We start from the raw sequence: 14,552 nt of genomic DNA, 5'->3' as shown, positions 1-14,552 counted from the left end.
GTCAGGCGCCGTGATAGTCGCGATACCAGGCCACGAACCGCCGCACGCCCTCTTCGAGGGAGGTCGACGGCGCGAAGCCCACGTCGCGGCGCAGGTCCGACACGTCGGCGCGGGTTTCCAGCACGTCGCCCGGGGGCAGGGGCTTGTCGACGCGGATCGCCTTGCGGCCCAGCGCCTCCTCGATGATCGCGATGAGCCGGTTCACCTCCTCCGGGCTGTCGTTGCCGATATTGTAGACCCGGTGCGGTGCATCGCTCGTCGCCGGATCGGGCGCTTTCGCGTTCCAGGCCGGGTCTGCGTGCGCGGCCCTGTCCACGAGGCGCACGATGCCTTCGACGATGTCGTCCACGTAGGTGAAGTCGCGCCAGACCCTGCCCGCATTGGCGACCTGGATTTCGCGGCCCTCGGCGATGGCCCGGGTGAAGGTGTAGACCGCCATGTCCGGACGGCCCCAGGGGCCGTAGACCGTGAAGAAGCGCAGACCCGTGGCCGGCAGCCCGAAGAGATGGGCGTAGGAATGCGCCAGCATCTCGTTCGCCTTCTTGGTCGCGGCATAGACGCTGATCGGGTGGTCCGCCGCATCGTGCTCGGAAAACGGCAGCTTGCGGTTTGCCCCGTAGACGGAACTCGAGGAGGCATAGACCAGGTGCTTCACCTGAGCATGGCGGCAGGCTTCCAGCATGTTGACGAAGGCGACGAGGTTCGAGCTCGCATAGGGCATGACGTCCACGAAGCGCACGCCGGGTTGCGCGGCGAGATGGACCACGTGCTCGAAGCGATGGCGCTGGAACAGGTCCTTCGTCGCCTGGGGATCGGCGAGATCGATCCGCTCGGGGACGAAGGCGTTGTGCGGCGTCAGGTTCGCAAAGCGGGCCTCCTTCAGGCTCACGTCGTAATAGGGCGTGAAGCTGTCGACGCCGACCACGTGGCGGCCATCCCTCAGGAGCCGCTGGGCCACATGAAAGCCGATGAAACCGGCGGCGCCGGTTACAAGAATGGGTGCCGACATGAGATTCCGAGACCGCTCCGTGATCGATTCTCGTCATGGAGAAGGGAATCGAGGCGGAGGGACCGCCGCGATGCATCCTGCTTCAGACGGCGGGCACCTTAGCGGGCTTTGCCTGTTCCGCAACCGCTTCGCTCAGCGGAGCCAGGGAGACGGATTGGCGCTCGCGGGCGACGAAGGAGGAGGGCATGGCTTTCTGCATCTCGGCTTCGGCGGCCTTGAGGAACGCATCGTCATGGCCGGGATAGAGATGGAAGATCGCGAGGGTCTTCACATTGGCCGCCTGCGCGAGGACGACGCCCTTCTGCCAGGTGGAGTGGCCCCAGCCCTTGCAGTGGCAATATTCGGCGTCCGAGAACATGCCGTCATAGATGACGAGGTCGGCATCGCGGATGAAATCGGTCAGGCCGGGATCGGGCCAGGGATCGCTGTGCTCGAGATCGCTGATGTAGCACACGCTGCGGCCGCCGTGGTGGAAGCGATAACCGGTCGCGCCGCCGGGATGGTTCAGGCAATGGGTCGCAACCGTGGCGCCGTCCGGGAAGGTCAGAGTCTCGCCCGCCTTGAAGCCGTAATGCTCGAAAGTCGCCGGCAGCTGGTCGAGATGGATCGGGAAGAGCGGCGGGGCATACAGGCGCTCGAGGGCGTCCCGGGCGCTCTGCCCGTCGAGATTGCCGCAATGGGTGCGGATGACCCGGTGGCTGCTCAGAAGAGCGGGCTTGAAGAAGGGGAGGCCGCAGACATGGTCGAGATGCAGATGGCTGAAGAGCAGATCGATCTCGCCGGGCGCCGAGGCGCCGAGCTCGGCCCCCAGGGCGGAAAGGCCGCTGCCTGCGTCGACCACGAACAGCCGGTCGCCGCACCGGACCTCGACGCAGGCCGTGTGGCTGCCGAATTCCACGAAGCCCGGACCCGACGCACAGATCGAGCCGCGAGTGCCCCAGAAGCGGACCTGGAGCGGATCGGAGGGTTCCGCGCGCCTGACCATGTCAAGACAATCGCTGATGTTCGGGGTCACGCATGTGCGCTAGCGCACACGGGCGGGTGGGTCCGATCGCTCGTGCCGTGATCGTCATGCCGATATCGCCTCCGGCTGGTTCCTGCGGGTATCCGCAACGGGCTCGCCTCTCTCGAAACGGATAACCGAATCGAAGGGCGGGTGATCCATGGCGGGGGTGATTTCCGGGGTGACGAGGACGAGGCCCCGCCCGATCATGGTGCGGCGCAGATCGGACACCAGCTTGTCGGCCGCCGGTCCCGGCAGCCCGTCGAGGGCGCGCTGGATCACCAGGATGTCGGGCCGGCGGACCAGGCATCGGACCACGTCGATGGCCGCGATCTCGCTGGAGGTGAGGTCGCCGCCCTGCGGATCGATAGGCATGGCCAGGCCGATGCGGGATACGTCGGCATCCAGGCCGCGGTCCGTCAGGACGCGCCGGATCACGTTTTGCACGGCCTGTCCGGCCCCTGCCTGATCGGCGGCAATGCGGCCGAATAGCAGGTTGTCCTGAACGCTCGCCGCGGTGCAGAGGCGGTTCTCGTCGTAGAACTCGATGGCGGGCTGCAGGCTGACCGGCAGCATGCGGGTGAAATCGCCGCGGGCGGCCACGATCCGGGTCTCCATGCCTTCGTCGAGAAGGCCGAGGCGGTGGCGGCTTTCATTGTAGAGGAGGGCGAGGCCGATCAGGCGTTCCTGATCGCGCCCCGTCTGGATTCCGCGGCGGTTTTCCTTCCGGCGCGCCACCAGATCCTCGAAATAGGTCCGGTCCGCCGCCGAGAAGAACGAGAAGCGCTCGAACAGGGGATGCCCGTCCGGGATATCGGCGAAGATCTCGATCATGCTCGTGGCGATCGACAGGCCGATCCGGGCGAGGGGCTTGGTCAGGTCCTCGGCCTCCAGGATCGCCCGCACGAAAGGATGGCCGGCCAGGCGGTCCTCCCGGAAGGTGTCGCCGATCGCCTTGCCGAACAGGAGGTTCTCGCCGATGGTCGCGTAGCGGTTGTAGCGCTCGGCATGGAACGGGTCGACGAGCCGGTCGAGCCCCTCCTGCGCCAGGGCCTTCTGGACGTCCCGGCGGGTTTCCACCAGGGTCGCGGCGATCTGCGGCTCGTGCTTGGGGTCCACCGTGCCGGACAGACCCCGTGCATGGACCAGCCGGTCGAGCCCCGCGGTGACGATCGCATCGGCGAGACGCCTGTCCAGCTCCGCGGCGGGTGCCGTCGCCCCATAGACCAGGTTGTCCCGCATCGATCCTGGGATCAACACCGTCTCTCCTGCGAGCGCGATGCGATGCGCCCGCGAGACCGGATCGGCAGTGCTCAGGTCGACGCCGCCATAGGTCAGGCGCCCCGTCGAGGGCGAAAGCTGGCCGCCGATCAGGGCTGCCAGGACCCGAGGTCCGGCATCGCCGTCGCCGACCAGGGCGATGTGGGAGGGAAAGGAGATGTGCAGATCGACCCCCGCGACACGGGCGCCGCTGGCCGGGTCGTAGGCCGAGACGCCGTGCGCCACCAGCGCGCCGTTCTGCGGCAGGGGCGTCGTGGCGGGCAGCCGGTCCCGGGTCTGGAGGCTCGACAATCTCTGGGCCAGCTCGGACAACAGCCGCCGCGTCTGGTCCACGAGCTGCTGCCACTGGACGAGTTCGCGGATCCCGAATGCGGCAAGGGATGCAGCCAGGGCGCCGGCCGCGAGAGCGCCGGCCGTCAGGGATCGCTCGGGCGCGAGCCATGTCCCGACGGCGAGGACGGCGAGGGGTGCCAGCAGCAGGATCGCCGCGGCGAAGGAATCCGCCAGCGCGAGACGCCGCTCCCGGGTGACGACCGGGTGGTGGCGCTGCGCCAGGCTCCTGCCGATCCGCTCCTGCTCGAAGGTGGCGGTGCCGTGCGCGCGCAGGGCGGGCAGGCGATGGACGAGATCGTTCCATGCGGCCTCGATGCCCTCGCCCTCCCGGCGGCGGGCCTTGGCCGTGTCGAGCCGCAGGACGATCCGCCGGGCGTTGAGAATGCCGCCGAGGCCGAGCATCACCGCCAGCGTCAGGCCCAATCGCCAGTCCGTGACCAGGACATAGGCGAAGCACAGGCCGATCATGCCCCCTTGGCGCACGGAGGAGATCAGGGCCGAGCCGAGAATTCCGCTTTCGCGGGACAGGGTCTCGCTGGCGAGTTCCGCGGTCTCCGCCAGGTCGGCCCCCGCCGCGGGGGACGCCTTGAGGACCGTGTCGAGCACGCGCGACAGGATCCGCGCCAGGGTCTGGGCGCGGATGCCGACCGTCACCCAGTTGAGAAGCGTCAGAACGAGGGCGATCAGGATGGGGGTAAGCGCCAGGGCGGTGATGGCAGCCTGGATATGGATATCCGGACTCAGCATGAAGCCCGGAAAGAGCACGATTGCTTCCCGGCCGACCGCCTCCGGCAGGCTGACGGAGAGAGGAAGGAACGGGGCCGCAGGGCTCGCCGCCCCGACGGCCAGGTCGACAACCGCGCGGACAAGGTCGAAGCCGAGCACGAGGAGGCTTCCGGCAACGGCGAGGAGGAGAAAGCCCAGCAGGTGGCGGATACGATTGGTCTTCCAGGCAAGGCGAAGCGGATCGCGCTCCATGTCAGCTCCAGGGCTCGGTCTCTGCCACGACGTTAGCCAAGCCGGACCGCGAGGGCCAGAGGGCTCGGCCACATCGGCGATGGAAAGTCAGGGAGGCGAGAAAGTAGGCCGCGCCCCTCGTCGCCAAGAGCTTTTTCCCTATGTGTCAGGTCTCACCGGATTCCGCAGCTGAAAGACTCATCGACAGCCTTCATGAGACCCCCCACCGCCTCCCTGCCGGTCGATTCCCTGTTCGGGCTGATCCTGGACCTGCCGTCCCGCAGCCCGTCCCCCGGCATGCCCCGCGATCTCGATGGACTGTTTCGGGAACTGGCCCGGAGCGAATGCGAAAGGCCGCCCGAGGATATCGAGGACATGATCTGGGCGATCTGGGCCTCGCACGAGGACGAGAAGGCGGAGGAAGCGATGGGAGCCGCGATCGAGGCGCTGGCCTCCGGCGCCCTGAAGCAGGCGCGGCCCCTGCTCGACCATCTCGTCTCCCGCCATCCCGACTGGGCGGAGGCCTGGAACAAGCGCGCCACGTTGAATGTCATCGAGAAGCGGGATGCCGACAGCCTGCGCGATATCGCCCGGACCCTCGAGCTCGAGCCGCGCCATTTCGGCGCCATTTCCGGATTTGGCCAGATCTGCCTTCGCCACGGCTACCTCAACGAGGCGAGGGCGGCCTTTCAGATCGCCCTGTCGATCAACCCGCATCTGAAGGACCTGCGGGAGATGCTCGAGGACCTCGCGCCGGACAATCTGATGCTCCACTGAGTTCCATCGCCGGCCGTCGGCGCGACAAACGTGACGTTGCGGGCCGTGCGCCCGCGAGTAGGCTGGAACCATGTCCGATTCGTCCGCCCGTATTCTCGTCCCACCCGTCCTTCCCCCTGATGGCCGCCAGTCGCCCGTCGCCGCAGGCGTGCAGCGGGGCGTGCGCCGGCTCTTCGCCCAGCTCGGCCACGTGACAATTCCGGAGTTCAGCCTCGCCAACGGCCGCCGCGCCGACATCATGGCCCTGGCGCCCGACGGGGCGCTGACCATCATCGAGATCAAGTCGAGCGCAGCGGATTTCCGGGCCGATCGGAAATGGCTGGATTACGAGGATTTCTGCGACCGGTTCTATTTTGCCGTGCCGGAAACCCTGCCCCTGGCCATCCTGCCGGAGGATCGGGGCCTGATCATCGCCGACAGCTTCGGCGCTGCCATCATGCGCGAGGCCCAGCGCCACCCCCTTGCCGGCGCCCGCCGCAAGGCTGTCACCCTGCGCTTCGCACGGGCGGCCGCATTGACCCTACACGCCCTTGCCGATCCGGACGTGATCCACGACGGGCGGCTCTAGATCATTCCGCAAAATGGCCTGCCGCCTCAGCGCGGCGCGCGCTTGGCGAGGATGCGCTGCAATGTCCGGCGGTGCATGTTGAGGCGCCGCGCTGTTTCCGACACGTTGCGACCGCAGAGTTCATAAACCCGCTGGATATGCTCCCACCGGACCCGGTCCGCGGACATGGGGTTTTCGGGCGGGTTCGCCCGTTCGCCGGGGCTGGCCATGAGGGCGGAGTGGATCTCGTCGGCGTCGGCGGGCTTGGCGAGGTAGTCGAAGGCCCCCATCTTCACGGCGGTGACCGCGGTGGCGATATTGCCGTAACCGGTGAGAATCACGCCGCGGGCGTCGGGGCGGCGGGTCTTCAGGCGCTCGATCACATCGAGGCCGTTGCCGTCGCCGAGACGCATGTCGATCACGGCAAAAGCGGGCGCATCGCTTTCGATCGCGGCGATTCCTTCCGCCACGCTCTCCGCCACGCGGACCTGATAGCCGCGGCTCTCCATGGCGCGGGCGAGGCGCGTCGAGAAGGGACGGTCGTCGTCCACGATCAAGAGGCTCTTGTCGGCACGATCTTCGAACGCCACGGGCGCGTCGGCCATCAGACCATCTCCTTGCATCCGAGAAGACTCCTTGAAAAGCGAGCTCGGTGCGGCTCGCTTCCCTATATGGGAATTGTTCCCCTATTCGGTTAGGCTTCTCCCTGCCTCCACCTGCGGCGAAATTGCCGCACCCTGTTCAAACGCATGACGCGGCCAAACGATCCGCGCGATGGCCCCGGTATCGGGCGGCGGGGCGTTCGTGAGGGTCAGCTGCGCGCCGGATCGTTCGATCAGCGTCTTGGCGATGAACAGGCCGAGACCCAGGCCCGATCCCCCCTCGTCCTCCTCTCCTTCCACGCGCTTGGTGGCGCTGCGGGTGGTCACATAGGGCTCGCCGACCCGGAGCAGAATGTCGGCGGCATAGCCCGGGCCGTCGTCGCGAATCTCGAGGGTCACATCCTGCGCCGTCCAGGTCGCCTCCACGGTCACCCGGGCGGCCGCGAAATCCGCCGCGTTGTCGAGAATGTTCGAGAGCCCGTAGACCACCCCCGGATTGCGGCGGACCATCGGCTCCGGCCCGTCCCCGTGGCAGAGAACCTCGATGTCGAGATCGAGCGCCCGCTGTGGCTCGACGATCTCCTCAACCAGGTGATGCAGGGAGATGGTTTCCAGGAACCCGCCCTCCTCCTGGCCCATGGAGGTCAGCTTGGTGAGGATGGTTCGGCAGCGCTCGACCTGTTCGCGCAGGAGCTTGAGGTCGTCGGCAATGGGGCTGTCCGGCGGCGTGGCGTGGTCGAGCTCCTTGGCGACGAGAGCGATGGTGGCGAGCGGCGTTCCGAGCTCGTGGGCGGCCGCCGCGGCCAAGCCGTCGAGCTGGGACAAATGCTGCTCCCGGGCGAGCACCAGTTCCGTCGCAGCCAGCGCCTGGCCGAGCTGGCGCGCCTCCTCGGCCACCCGCCACGCATAGATGCCGATGAACACCGTGCCGAGCAGGATCGCCGTCCAGATGCCGGTCACGTACAGGAAGGGCAGGGCGAAGGGCTGCCCGGGGAACCAGGGCAGCGGACGATGCGCCAGCGTCAGGAGGGTGGCGAGCCCCACAGCCAGGAGGCCCAGGGCCAAGGTCCGCTCCGGCGTCAGGGCCGTGGCCGAAATCAGAACCGGGGCCAGGAACAGGATCGCGAAGGGATTCTCCAGCCCTCCCGTGAGATAGAGCAGCGCCGCCAGCTGCAGGGTATCGAAGGCGAGGAGACCCGTCGCCGCATCATCGCCGAGCCGGTGGCTGGCGGGATATTCGATGCGCAGCGCCAGGTTGATGCCCGCGGAGGCGGCGATCACCGCGAGGCAGAGACCGAAGGGCAGGCTGAACCCGAGACCGAACCGCACGACGGCGACGGCCGCGATCTGTCCGGCGACGGCGAGCCAGCGCAGGCGCACGAGCGTGTCCAGGCGCAGCTGCCGAGCGTTGTATGTCAGGCGGGCCGGTCCGATGTCCATCATCATATGGCAACAGGATAGGGCCGCCCCGGCAAGCGCCAAGAAAGATGGCGTGCGCAAAATTTCTCATCGCTCCGGGTCCTGCCTCGAAAGAACGGGCCGATAATCCCAGGATTCCGCATCAGACTTATGGAGCCTTGCTTTTAAGGACAGGAACTTTCATCTTATTGTCATGGTTGAGGATAAGTCCGGCTCGTTTGTTTCGAGGAGAAAAGGGACACCCGGCCATATGGGGATTTTTTAATGAACTTTTCCTATTATTGGTATGAAACCGCCCATTGGCTGCTCGGTCCGGCCAGGGCGGCCTCGGATGTCACCAGATCCTTGTTCGAGAACCCGGACAATCCTTTGGCGAACACGGCCTACGGCCGCACCGTCTCCGCTGCCTGCGAGATGTTCGAACGCACCACGCGGCGCTATGGGAAGCCGTCGTTCGGCCTCGCCACCACCGCCATCAACGGCAGGGAGGTCGCGGTCACCGAGCGGGTCGTGTGGGAGCGGCCCTTCTGCGACGTGATTTCGTTCGAGCGGGACTTCGCCGGCGCCAGGGCGCAGCCAAGGCTCCTGATCGTGGCCCCCATGTCGGGCCATTATGCGACCCTCCTGCGCGGCACGGTCGAAACCTTCCTGCCCACCCACCAGGTGATGATCACCGACTGGGCGGATGCCCGCATGGTCCCCCTGGCGGAAGGCAGCTTCGATCTCGACGACTATATCGACTACCTGATCGCGATGTTCCGGTCCTTCGGGCCGGATCTCCATGTCATGGCCGTGTGCCAGCCGGCGGTGCCGGTGATCGCCGCCATCGCGCGGATGGAGGCCGAGAAGGATCCCTGTACGCCTCGTTCCATGATCCTCATGGGCGGGCCCATCGATACCCGCCGTTCGCCGACCGCCGTCAACCAGCTCGCGGAAGAGCGGGGCATCGAGTGGTTCGAGAGCCACTGCATCACCAGGGTCCCGCCGTCCCATCCCGGCTTCTGGCGCAGCGTCTATCCCGGATTCCTGCAGCTGTCCGGCTTCATGGCGATGAATTTCGACCGGCACGTCAACGCCCATTGGGACATGTTCGACCACCTCGTCGAGGGCGACGGCGATTCGGCCGAGAAGCACCGGGAATTCTATGACGAATATCTCGCCGTCATGGATCTCACGGCCGAGTTCTACCTGCAGACCGTCGACAAGGTCTTCGTCCGGCACGAGCTGCCGAAGGGCGAGATGATGCACCGGGACAGGCCCGTCGACCTGATGGCGATCCGCCGTTGCGCCATCATGGCGATCGAAGGCGAGCGGGACGACATTTCGGGCATCGGCCAGACCAAGGCCGCCCTGGAACTGACGCCCAACCTCTCGTCCGACAGGAAACTCTATCACCTGCAGAAGGGCGTTGGCCATTACGGCGTTTTCAATGGCTCCCGCTTCCGTGCGGAGATTGCCCCGCGCATCTGCGAATTCATTGCGTCGCATGAACAGAAAGTAGCCACGGCGGCCTGACCGATGACATCGCCATCGAGACTGAAATCCTGTACCGATGAGACAGAGGCAGTCGGCCCGGCGGTCGATCCGTTCAAGCGCCCCGCTGTGAGAGTGTCGCCGAGCTGACGGAAACCGATGGCCGAGACAGGGCTGTTCTGGATGTGGTGGAGAGAGTCGCTGGGACGTCAAGAGTCTCTGTGCGATTTTGGTCTGGCCGAGGCAGCGGCAAACGGCTGCGCTGACAAAAATACCCCGCCGGGGCAAATTGCGGACATGAGATTCGCCCTGTTCCGCCGCGTCCCTGCGGACCCTCCCCATCTCAAAGTTTCCCATGAAGGCCAAGCCTTTAAGGTGGCCTTGAAACGCCGCCCGACCGCCAAGCGGATCACCCTGCGCGTCTCCAACGCGACGGGGGAGGTGGTGCTGACCATTCCCGAGCGGACCGACCTCGGAATGGCCCAGCGTTTTGCCGACAGCCATGGCGGCTGGATCGCGGCCCGCCTCGCCAGGGTGCCCACGCGCGTGCTCTTCGAGCCCGGGTCCCTGGTGCCCGTCCGCGGAGTGCCTCACAAGATCGTTCACTGGTCGAACATTAGGGGAACAACCCAGACTGCCAGAACCGGCGACGGCACCGCGATCCTGGCGGTTTCCGGCGAGCGCCCGCATGTGCCGCGGCGGGTCCAGGACTTCCTCGAAGCGGAGGCGAAGCGCGATTTCGCGGAGGCCGTGAAGCGCCACACTGCCACCCTCGGCGTCAAGGCGAAGCGCATCACCGTTCGCGACACCAAGAGCCGCTGGGGCTCCTGCTCCGCGACGGGCGCGCTGAACTTCTCCTGGCGGCTGATCATGGCGCCGCCCTTCGTGCTCGACTATCTGGCCGCCCACGAGGTGGCGCACTTGCGCGAACTGAACCATTCCCACCGGTTCTGGAAGCTGACGCACGATCTCTGCCCGCGCACGGAGGAGGCCGAGGCCTGGCTCAAGGCGTATGGCAGCGCCCTGCACCGCTTCGGGTGAGGCTCCTCATCCTCTTTCGAAATTGATTTTGCAGTGCAACAGGCCTAACTTCCTACGCCGCGACGGCAACGGGTCACGGACGCTGCATCAGGCAGACCCGCGGTTCTTCGAAGCCGTTCGCTTGGACAGCCATGATGCGGCCAAGACATCATCGGGCCGGAAATCCTGGGCGCACCCGGGTGCCTGACAGGTCAGGCTGGCGATGCCCCTCGCGGGACGTCCACAATCCCTCACGACCAATGAAGCGGCGGAGCCGCGACCAGGGGGGCTCCCCGCGATAGCACGCGGCTGAGCTCCGTATCGCTCGACTTTTCCAGGCAGATCACACCATGTCCGCATATGCGCAGGACTCAATCATCCCATCCGACCCGGCCTCCCGGACCCGGGATGGCCATGGCTCCGGCTTCCTCACCCTCACGCTCGGGACCCTCGGCGTCGTCTATGGCGACATCGGAACGAGCCCGCTCTATGCCCTGAAAGAATCTCTTTCCGCAGCGGCAGCAGGCGGCATCGTGACCCGCGAGATGGTGTTCGGGGTCGTGTCGCTGATCCTGTGGGCCCTCATCGTGATCGTCACGATCAAGTACGTGCTGTTCATCCTGCGCGCCGACAACAACGGCGAAGGCGGCACGCTGACGCTCATGGCTCTGGCGCAGCGCGCAATGGGACATCATGTCTTCACCATCACCTTCCTCGGCATGATCGGGGCTGCCCTGTTCTATGGCGACGCCATCATCACGCCCGCGATCTCGGTGCTGTCCGCCGTCGAGGGCCTGACGCTCGCGACCCCGGCCTTCGAGAACTATGTTCTGCCGCTCTCCCTGGCGATCCTCCTCATTCTTTTTGCTGTCCAGAGCCATGGGACAGCCCGTGTCGCAGCCTGGTTCGGCCCGATCATGGTGGTGTGGTTCGTTCTTCTCGCTCTCGGCGGCGTTCGGCATATCGCCGACGATCCGCATATCCTCGCCGCCCTCAGCCCGATCCACGGCGTCAGCTTTCTGGCGAGCCATGGCACAGCCGGCCTGTTCGCCCTGGGAGCGGTGTTCCTGGCGGTGACCGGAGCGGAGGCGCTCTATGCGGATATGGGCCATTTCGGCCGGCGGCCGATCCAGCTGGCGTGGCTTTTCTTCGTCCTGCCCTGCCTGGCTCTGAATTATTGCGGCCAGGGAGCGCTGCTCCTGGCGGATCCGTCCAAGATCGAAAACCCCTTCTTCCTGCTCTATCCCGGCTGGGCGCTGCTCCCGATGGTCGGCATGGCGACCATCGCGACGATCATCGCAAGCCAGGCGGTCATCACCGGCGCCTTCTCCCTGACCCAGCAGGCGATCCAACTCGGCCTCCTGCCGCGCATGGACATCCGCTGGACCTCCGAAAAGGAAAAGGGCCAGATTTACGTTCCCCGCGTGAACTGGCTGCTCCTCGTGGCGGTTCTGTTCCTGGTGATCACGTTCAGGAGTTCGAGCGCGCTCTCCCATGCCTATGGACTGGCGGTCACCGGAACCATGGTTGTCACCGCCATCATGGCCTTCTTCGTGATCTGGCGCTTCTGGAACTGGCCGTTCTGGCTCTCCGCCGCCGTCATTGCGCCCTTCCTGCTCGTCGACACGATCTTCCTTGCCGCCAACGCGCTCAAGATACCGCAGGGCGGCTGGATGCCTCTTCTCGTCGGAGCCGGGCTCGTCCTGGTGATGATGACCTGGCGGCGTGGAAGGCGCATCCTGACGGAAAAGACCCGCCGGAACGACGTGGCGCTGCTCGATCTCATCGGCACGCTCGGCAAGAGCCACCCCCACCGGGTGAGAGGAACGGCCATTTTCCTGACCGGCGATCCCGACACGGCGCCGCCCGCCCTTCTCCATAACCTCAAGCACAACAAGGTGCTGCACGACCAGAACATCATCCTGACCATCGGGATCGAAGATGCACCGCGGCTGCCCGACGACGGACGCGTGACGATGGTTCCTCTCGGCGATTCATTCTGGCGGGCGACCATGGCCTACGGCTACATGGAGACGCCCGACATTCCGCACGGCCTCGCCCTTCTGCGCAAGCAAGGGTTCAAGTTCGACATCATGGCGACATCGTTCTTCGTTTCGCGGCGTTCGATCCGGCCTTCGGTCCAGGGTGGGATGCCGCTTTGGCAGGACAAGCTGTTCATCAGCCTGTCGAAGTCGGCGAGCGACGCGACGGATTTCTTCCGCATCCCGACGGGACGTGTGGTCGAGGTCGGGACGCAGGTGACGGTCTGACTGGGAGGAACGGCCGCCCGGGCTTTCGGCGTCGGCCTCTTTGGGCGGATGACAGGCGCGCCGTTTCGGCTTAGGCAACGTCTCCCTCCATCGTTCCGCTGGCGCCATGCTCAAGCCCGACACCCTTGCCCTGACGGTCCTTCTTGCGCTGCTGACCTCGCTGGGGCCACTCTCGACGGACATGTACCTGCCGGCCCTGCCGTCGATCGCAACCGAACTCGGGGCGAGTACGGGGCAGGCTCAGCTCACCCTCTCCGCCTTTCTCCTGGGATTTGCGGTCGGCCAGTTCTTCTACGGTCCCGTTTCCGACCGGGTCGGCCGCAAGCCGGTGCTGCTCTTCGGCCTCGGGCTCTTCACCCTCGCAAGCCTCGTCTGCACTGTCGCCCCATCCATCGAGACCCTGATCCTCGCCCGCTTCGTGCAGGCGCTCGGCGCATCGGGCCCCATCGTGCTGGCCCGTGCCATCGTGCGCGATTTCTACGAGGGGGCACGAGCCGGTCGGGAATTGTCGCGCATGGGCACGATCATGGGAGTCGTCCCGGCCCTGGCGCCGGTCCTGGGCGGCCTGGTTTCCCAGGCCGGCGGCTGGCGCATGAACTTCGTCGTGACGATCCTCGGCGGCAGCGTGCTGGCCGCCGTGGTGGCCCTGCGCCTGCCTGAGCCGATTCGGCAGAAATCGAACGCACCGGTCTCCATCGCCGCCATCCTCATGGGGTTCCGCAGCCTGCTGCAGCATCCCGGCTATCGGGTCTATGTGGGCCTCGCCATGCTGACCTATGGCGGCCTCTTCGCGTTCATTTCCGGCTCGTCCTTCGTGCTCCAGGGCATCTATGGCCTGGGACAGCTTCCCTATGCCTTCTCCTTCGGCTTCATGGTGATCGGCTACATCACCGGCACGTTCCTCGCGCAGCACCTCGTGGGCCCGCTTGGCCTCGACGGGACGATCCGGATCGGCGTCGGCTGCCTTGCTGCGGGCGGCCTGCTCATGCTGGCTCTCGTGGCAACCGGTGTCGGCTCCTATCTGGGCATCACTGGTCCCATGGCGATCTATGCCCTGGGAGTCGGCCTCACCATGCCGCAATCCATGGCCTCGGCCCTGATGCCGTTTCCGGGGCGCGCAGGCGCGGCCTCGTCCCTGCTCGGCATCTGCCAGATGACCTTCGCCGCCATCCTCGGCACAGTCCTGGGCCAAAATCTCGGTGCGTCCGCGCTGCCGCTGCCCCTCACCATCGCCACTACCGGAACGCTTGCGCTGATGGTGTTCCTGGTCTCGGGACAAGCCCGTCGCGCCGGGTCCGCCTGACGGACCTTCCGAGGCCGGACCGTTCCGGTGCATGGTGCGGAACCCGGCCCGCCCTTCGCGCCGGAGGATGCACGGCTTGAGAAAGGCAATATCGGGCATGACCTTCATCCGCAGAGCCCGTCCCGAGGACCTCGCCGCCATCGAGGCCATCGTGCAGGCGGCCTATCTTCCCTATGTCCCGCGGATCGGACGAAAGCCCGGACCGATGCTTGACGATTATGCCGCTCTCATCGCGGACGGCTGCGTCAACGTCCTTGTCGACGACGAGGGCATTCGCGGTCTCGTGGTGCTGATCCCGGAGGAAACCGCGATGCTTCTCGACAATGTCGCCGTCGATCCGCTGGCGCAGGGACACGGCTATGGACGCGCGCTCCTCTCCTTCGCGGAGAAGCGCGCCCGGGAGACCGGCTGCCACGCCTTGCGCCTCTACACGAACGAGGCGATGACCGAGAACCTCGCGCTCTATGCGCGCCTCGGCTTCGTGGAAACCCACCGCGCCGAGGAGAACGGCTTCAGGCGGGTCTACATGACCAAGCTCCTGAAGCCGCGGGCCTGACT

12 protein-coding genes are annotated in these 14,552 nt (G+C 66.3%); 7 read left to right on the top strand and 5 right to left on the bottom strand.

What is annotated here, in order from left to right; genetic code table 11:
- Nucleotide 1 precedes the first annotated feature (1 nt).
- From AC522E_RS19815 to AC522E_RS19805, 3 genes are all read right to left on the bottom strand, one after another.
- A complete protein-coding gene (locus tag AC522E_RS19815; RefSeq protein ID WP_500747943.1) occupies nucleotides 2-1,009 on the bottom strand; it encodes an NAD-dependent epimerase/dehydratase family protein in 1,008 nt (335 codons plus the stop codon).
- Nucleotides 1,010-1,091: 82 nt separating this feature from the next.
- On the bottom strand, nucleotides 1,092-1,994 hold the full coding sequence (locus AC522E_RS19810) for an MBL fold metallo-hydrolase (protein ID WP_500747942.1): 903 nt from the start codon (nucleotides 1,992-1,994) through the stop codon (nucleotides 1,092-1,094).
- Nucleotides 1,995-2,078: 84 nt separating this feature from the next.
- Entirely contained in the window at nucleotides 2,079-4,604 is a 2,526-nt protein-coding gene (locus tag AC522E_RS19805; protein WP_500747941.1) for an ABC transporter ATP-binding protein, read from the bottom strand.
- Between the two features lie 192 nt (nucleotides 4,605-4,796).
- Between AC522E_RS19805 and AC522E_RS19800 the strand changes: the two genes are divergently transcribed.
- Entirely contained in the window at nucleotides 4,797-5,360 is a 564-nt protein-coding gene (locus tag AC522E_RS19800; protein ID WP_500747940.1) for a tetratricopeptide repeat protein, read from the top strand.
- A gap of 70 nt (nucleotides 5,361-5,430) precedes the next feature.
- On the top strand, nucleotides 5,431-5,928 hold the full coding sequence (locus AC522E_RS19795) for an MmcB family DNA repair protein (RefSeq protein ID WP_500747939.1): 498 nt from the start codon (nucleotides 5,431-5,433) through the stop codon (nucleotides 5,926-5,928).
- Between the two features lie 26 nt (nucleotides 5,929-5,954).
- On the opposite strand, the gene AC522E_RS19790 is transcribed toward AC522E_RS19795, so the two are convergent.
- Together AC522E_RS19790 and AC522E_RS19785 are read right to left on the bottom strand one after the other, a co-directional pair.
- Nucleotides 5,955-6,512: an ActR/PrrA/RegA family redox response regulator transcription factor gene (locus AC522E_RS19790; RefSeq protein WP_500747938.1), complete on the bottom strand. Its 558-nt coding sequence runs from the start codon at nucleotides 6,510-6,512 to the stop codon at nucleotides 5,955-5,957.
- An 81-nt stretch (nucleotides 6,513-6,593) separates the two neighbouring features.
- Nucleotides 6,594-7,952 carry an ActS/PrrB/RegB family redox-sensitive histidine kinase gene (locus AC522E_RS19785; protein ID WP_500750774.1) on the bottom strand — a complete coding sequence of 453 codons (1,359 nt, stop codon included), beginning with the start codon at nucleotides 7,950-7,952 and terminating at the stop codon, nucleotides 6,594-6,596.
- A 240-nt stretch (nucleotides 7,953-8,192) separates the two neighbouring features.
- On the opposite strand from AC522E_RS19785, the gene AC522E_RS19780 reads away from it, so the two are divergent.
- The 5 genes from AC522E_RS19780 to AC522E_RS19760 all read left to right on the top strand — a co-directional run bounded on the left by AC522E_RS19780 (nucleotide 8,193) and on the right by AC522E_RS19760 (nucleotide 14,550).
- Nucleotides 8,193-9,443 (top strand): polyhydroxyalkanoate depolymerase, encoded by a 1,251-nt coding sequence (locus AC522E_RS19780; RefSeq protein WP_500747937.1) that lies wholly within the window; start codon nucleotides 8,193-8,195, stop codon nucleotides 9,441-9,443.
- A gap of 255 nt (nucleotides 9,444-9,698) precedes the next feature.
- Nucleotides 9,699-10,442 (top strand): M48 family metallopeptidase, encoded by a 744-nt coding sequence (locus tag AC522E_RS19775; RefSeq protein ID WP_500747936.1) that lies wholly within the window; start codon nucleotides 9,699-9,701, stop codon nucleotides 10,440-10,442.
- Nucleotides 10,443-10,771: 329 nt separating this feature from the next.
- Nucleotides 10,772-12,691, top strand: coding sequence for a potassium transporter Kup (locus AC522E_RS19770; protein ID WP_500747935.1), 1,920 nt, complete (start codon nucleotides 10,772-10,774; stop codon nucleotides 12,689-12,691).
- Between the two features lie 106 nt (nucleotides 12,692-12,797).
- Complete coding sequence (locus tag AC522E_RS19765; protein WP_500747934.1) at nucleotides 12,798-13,994, top strand: multidrug effflux MFS transporter; 1,197 nt, start codon at nucleotides 12,798-12,800, stop codon at nucleotides 13,992-13,994.
- Between the two features lie 76 nt (nucleotides 13,995-14,070).
- The gene (locus AC522E_RS19760; RefSeq protein ID WP_500747933.1) at nucleotides 14,071-14,550 is read left to right on the top strand and encodes a GNAT family N-acetyltransferase; all 480 of its coding nucleotides are present in this window, start codon (nucleotides 14,071-14,073) and stop codon (nucleotides 14,548-14,550) included.
- The last annotated feature ends 2 nt before the right edge of the window (nucleotides 14,551-14,552 follow it).

The sequence above is a fragment of the Microvirga sp. BF8 genome (genome assembly GCF_059888585.1).
The sequence above is the reverse complement of the archived record's forward strand: the minus strand, read 5'-3'. Positions and strand labels throughout refer to the sequence as shown.

What these genes read in the sequence shown, in the direction of transcription:
- AC522E_RS19805 (WP_500747941.1), bottom strand. Translation starts at nt 4,604, where the DNA reads ATGGAGCGCGATCCGCTTCGCCTTGCCTGGAAGACCAATCGTATCCGC.
- AC522E_RS19815 (WP_500747943.1), bottom strand. Translation starts at nt 1,009, where the DNA reads ATGTCGGCACCCATTCTTGTAACCGGCGCCGCCGGTTTCATCGGCTTT.
- AC522E_RS19795 (WP_500747939.1), top strand. Translation starts at nt 5,431, where the DNA reads ATGTCCGATTCGTCCGCCCGTATTCTCGTCCCACCCGTCCTTCCCCCT.
- AC522E_RS19810 (WP_500747942.1), bottom strand. Translation starts at nt 1,994, where the DNA reads ATGGTCAGGCGCGCGGAACCCTCCGATCCGCTCCAGGTCCGCTTCTGG.
- AC522E_RS19765 (WP_500747934.1), top strand. Translation starts at nt 12,798, where the DNA reads ATGCTCAAGCCCGACACCCTTGCCCTGACGGTCCTTCTTGCGCTGCTG.
- AC522E_RS19800 (WP_500747940.1), top strand. Translation starts at nt 4,797, where the DNA reads ATGAGACCCCCCACCGCCTCCCTGCCGGTCGATTCCCTGTTCGGGCTG.
- AC522E_RS19790 (WP_500747938.1), bottom strand. Translation starts at nt 6,512, where the DNA reads ATGGCCGACGCGCCCGTGGCGTTCGAAGATCGTGCCGACAAGAGCCTC.
- AC522E_RS19770 (WP_500747935.1), top strand. Translation starts at nt 10,772, where the DNA reads ATGTCCGCATATGCGCAGGACTCAATCATCCCATCCGACCCGGCCTCC.
- AC522E_RS19775 (WP_500747936.1), top strand. Translation starts at nt 9,699, where the DNA reads ATGAGATTCGCCCTGTTCCGCCGCGTCCCTGCGGACCCTCCCCATCTC.
- AC522E_RS19785 (WP_500750774.1), bottom strand. Translation starts at nt 7,952, where the DNA reads ATGATGGACATCGGACCGGCCCGCCTGACATACAACGCTCGGCAGCTG.
- AC522E_RS19780 (WP_500747937.1), top strand. Translation starts at nt 8,193, where the DNA reads ATGAACTTTTCCTATTATTGGTATGAAACCGCCCATTGGCTGCTCGGT.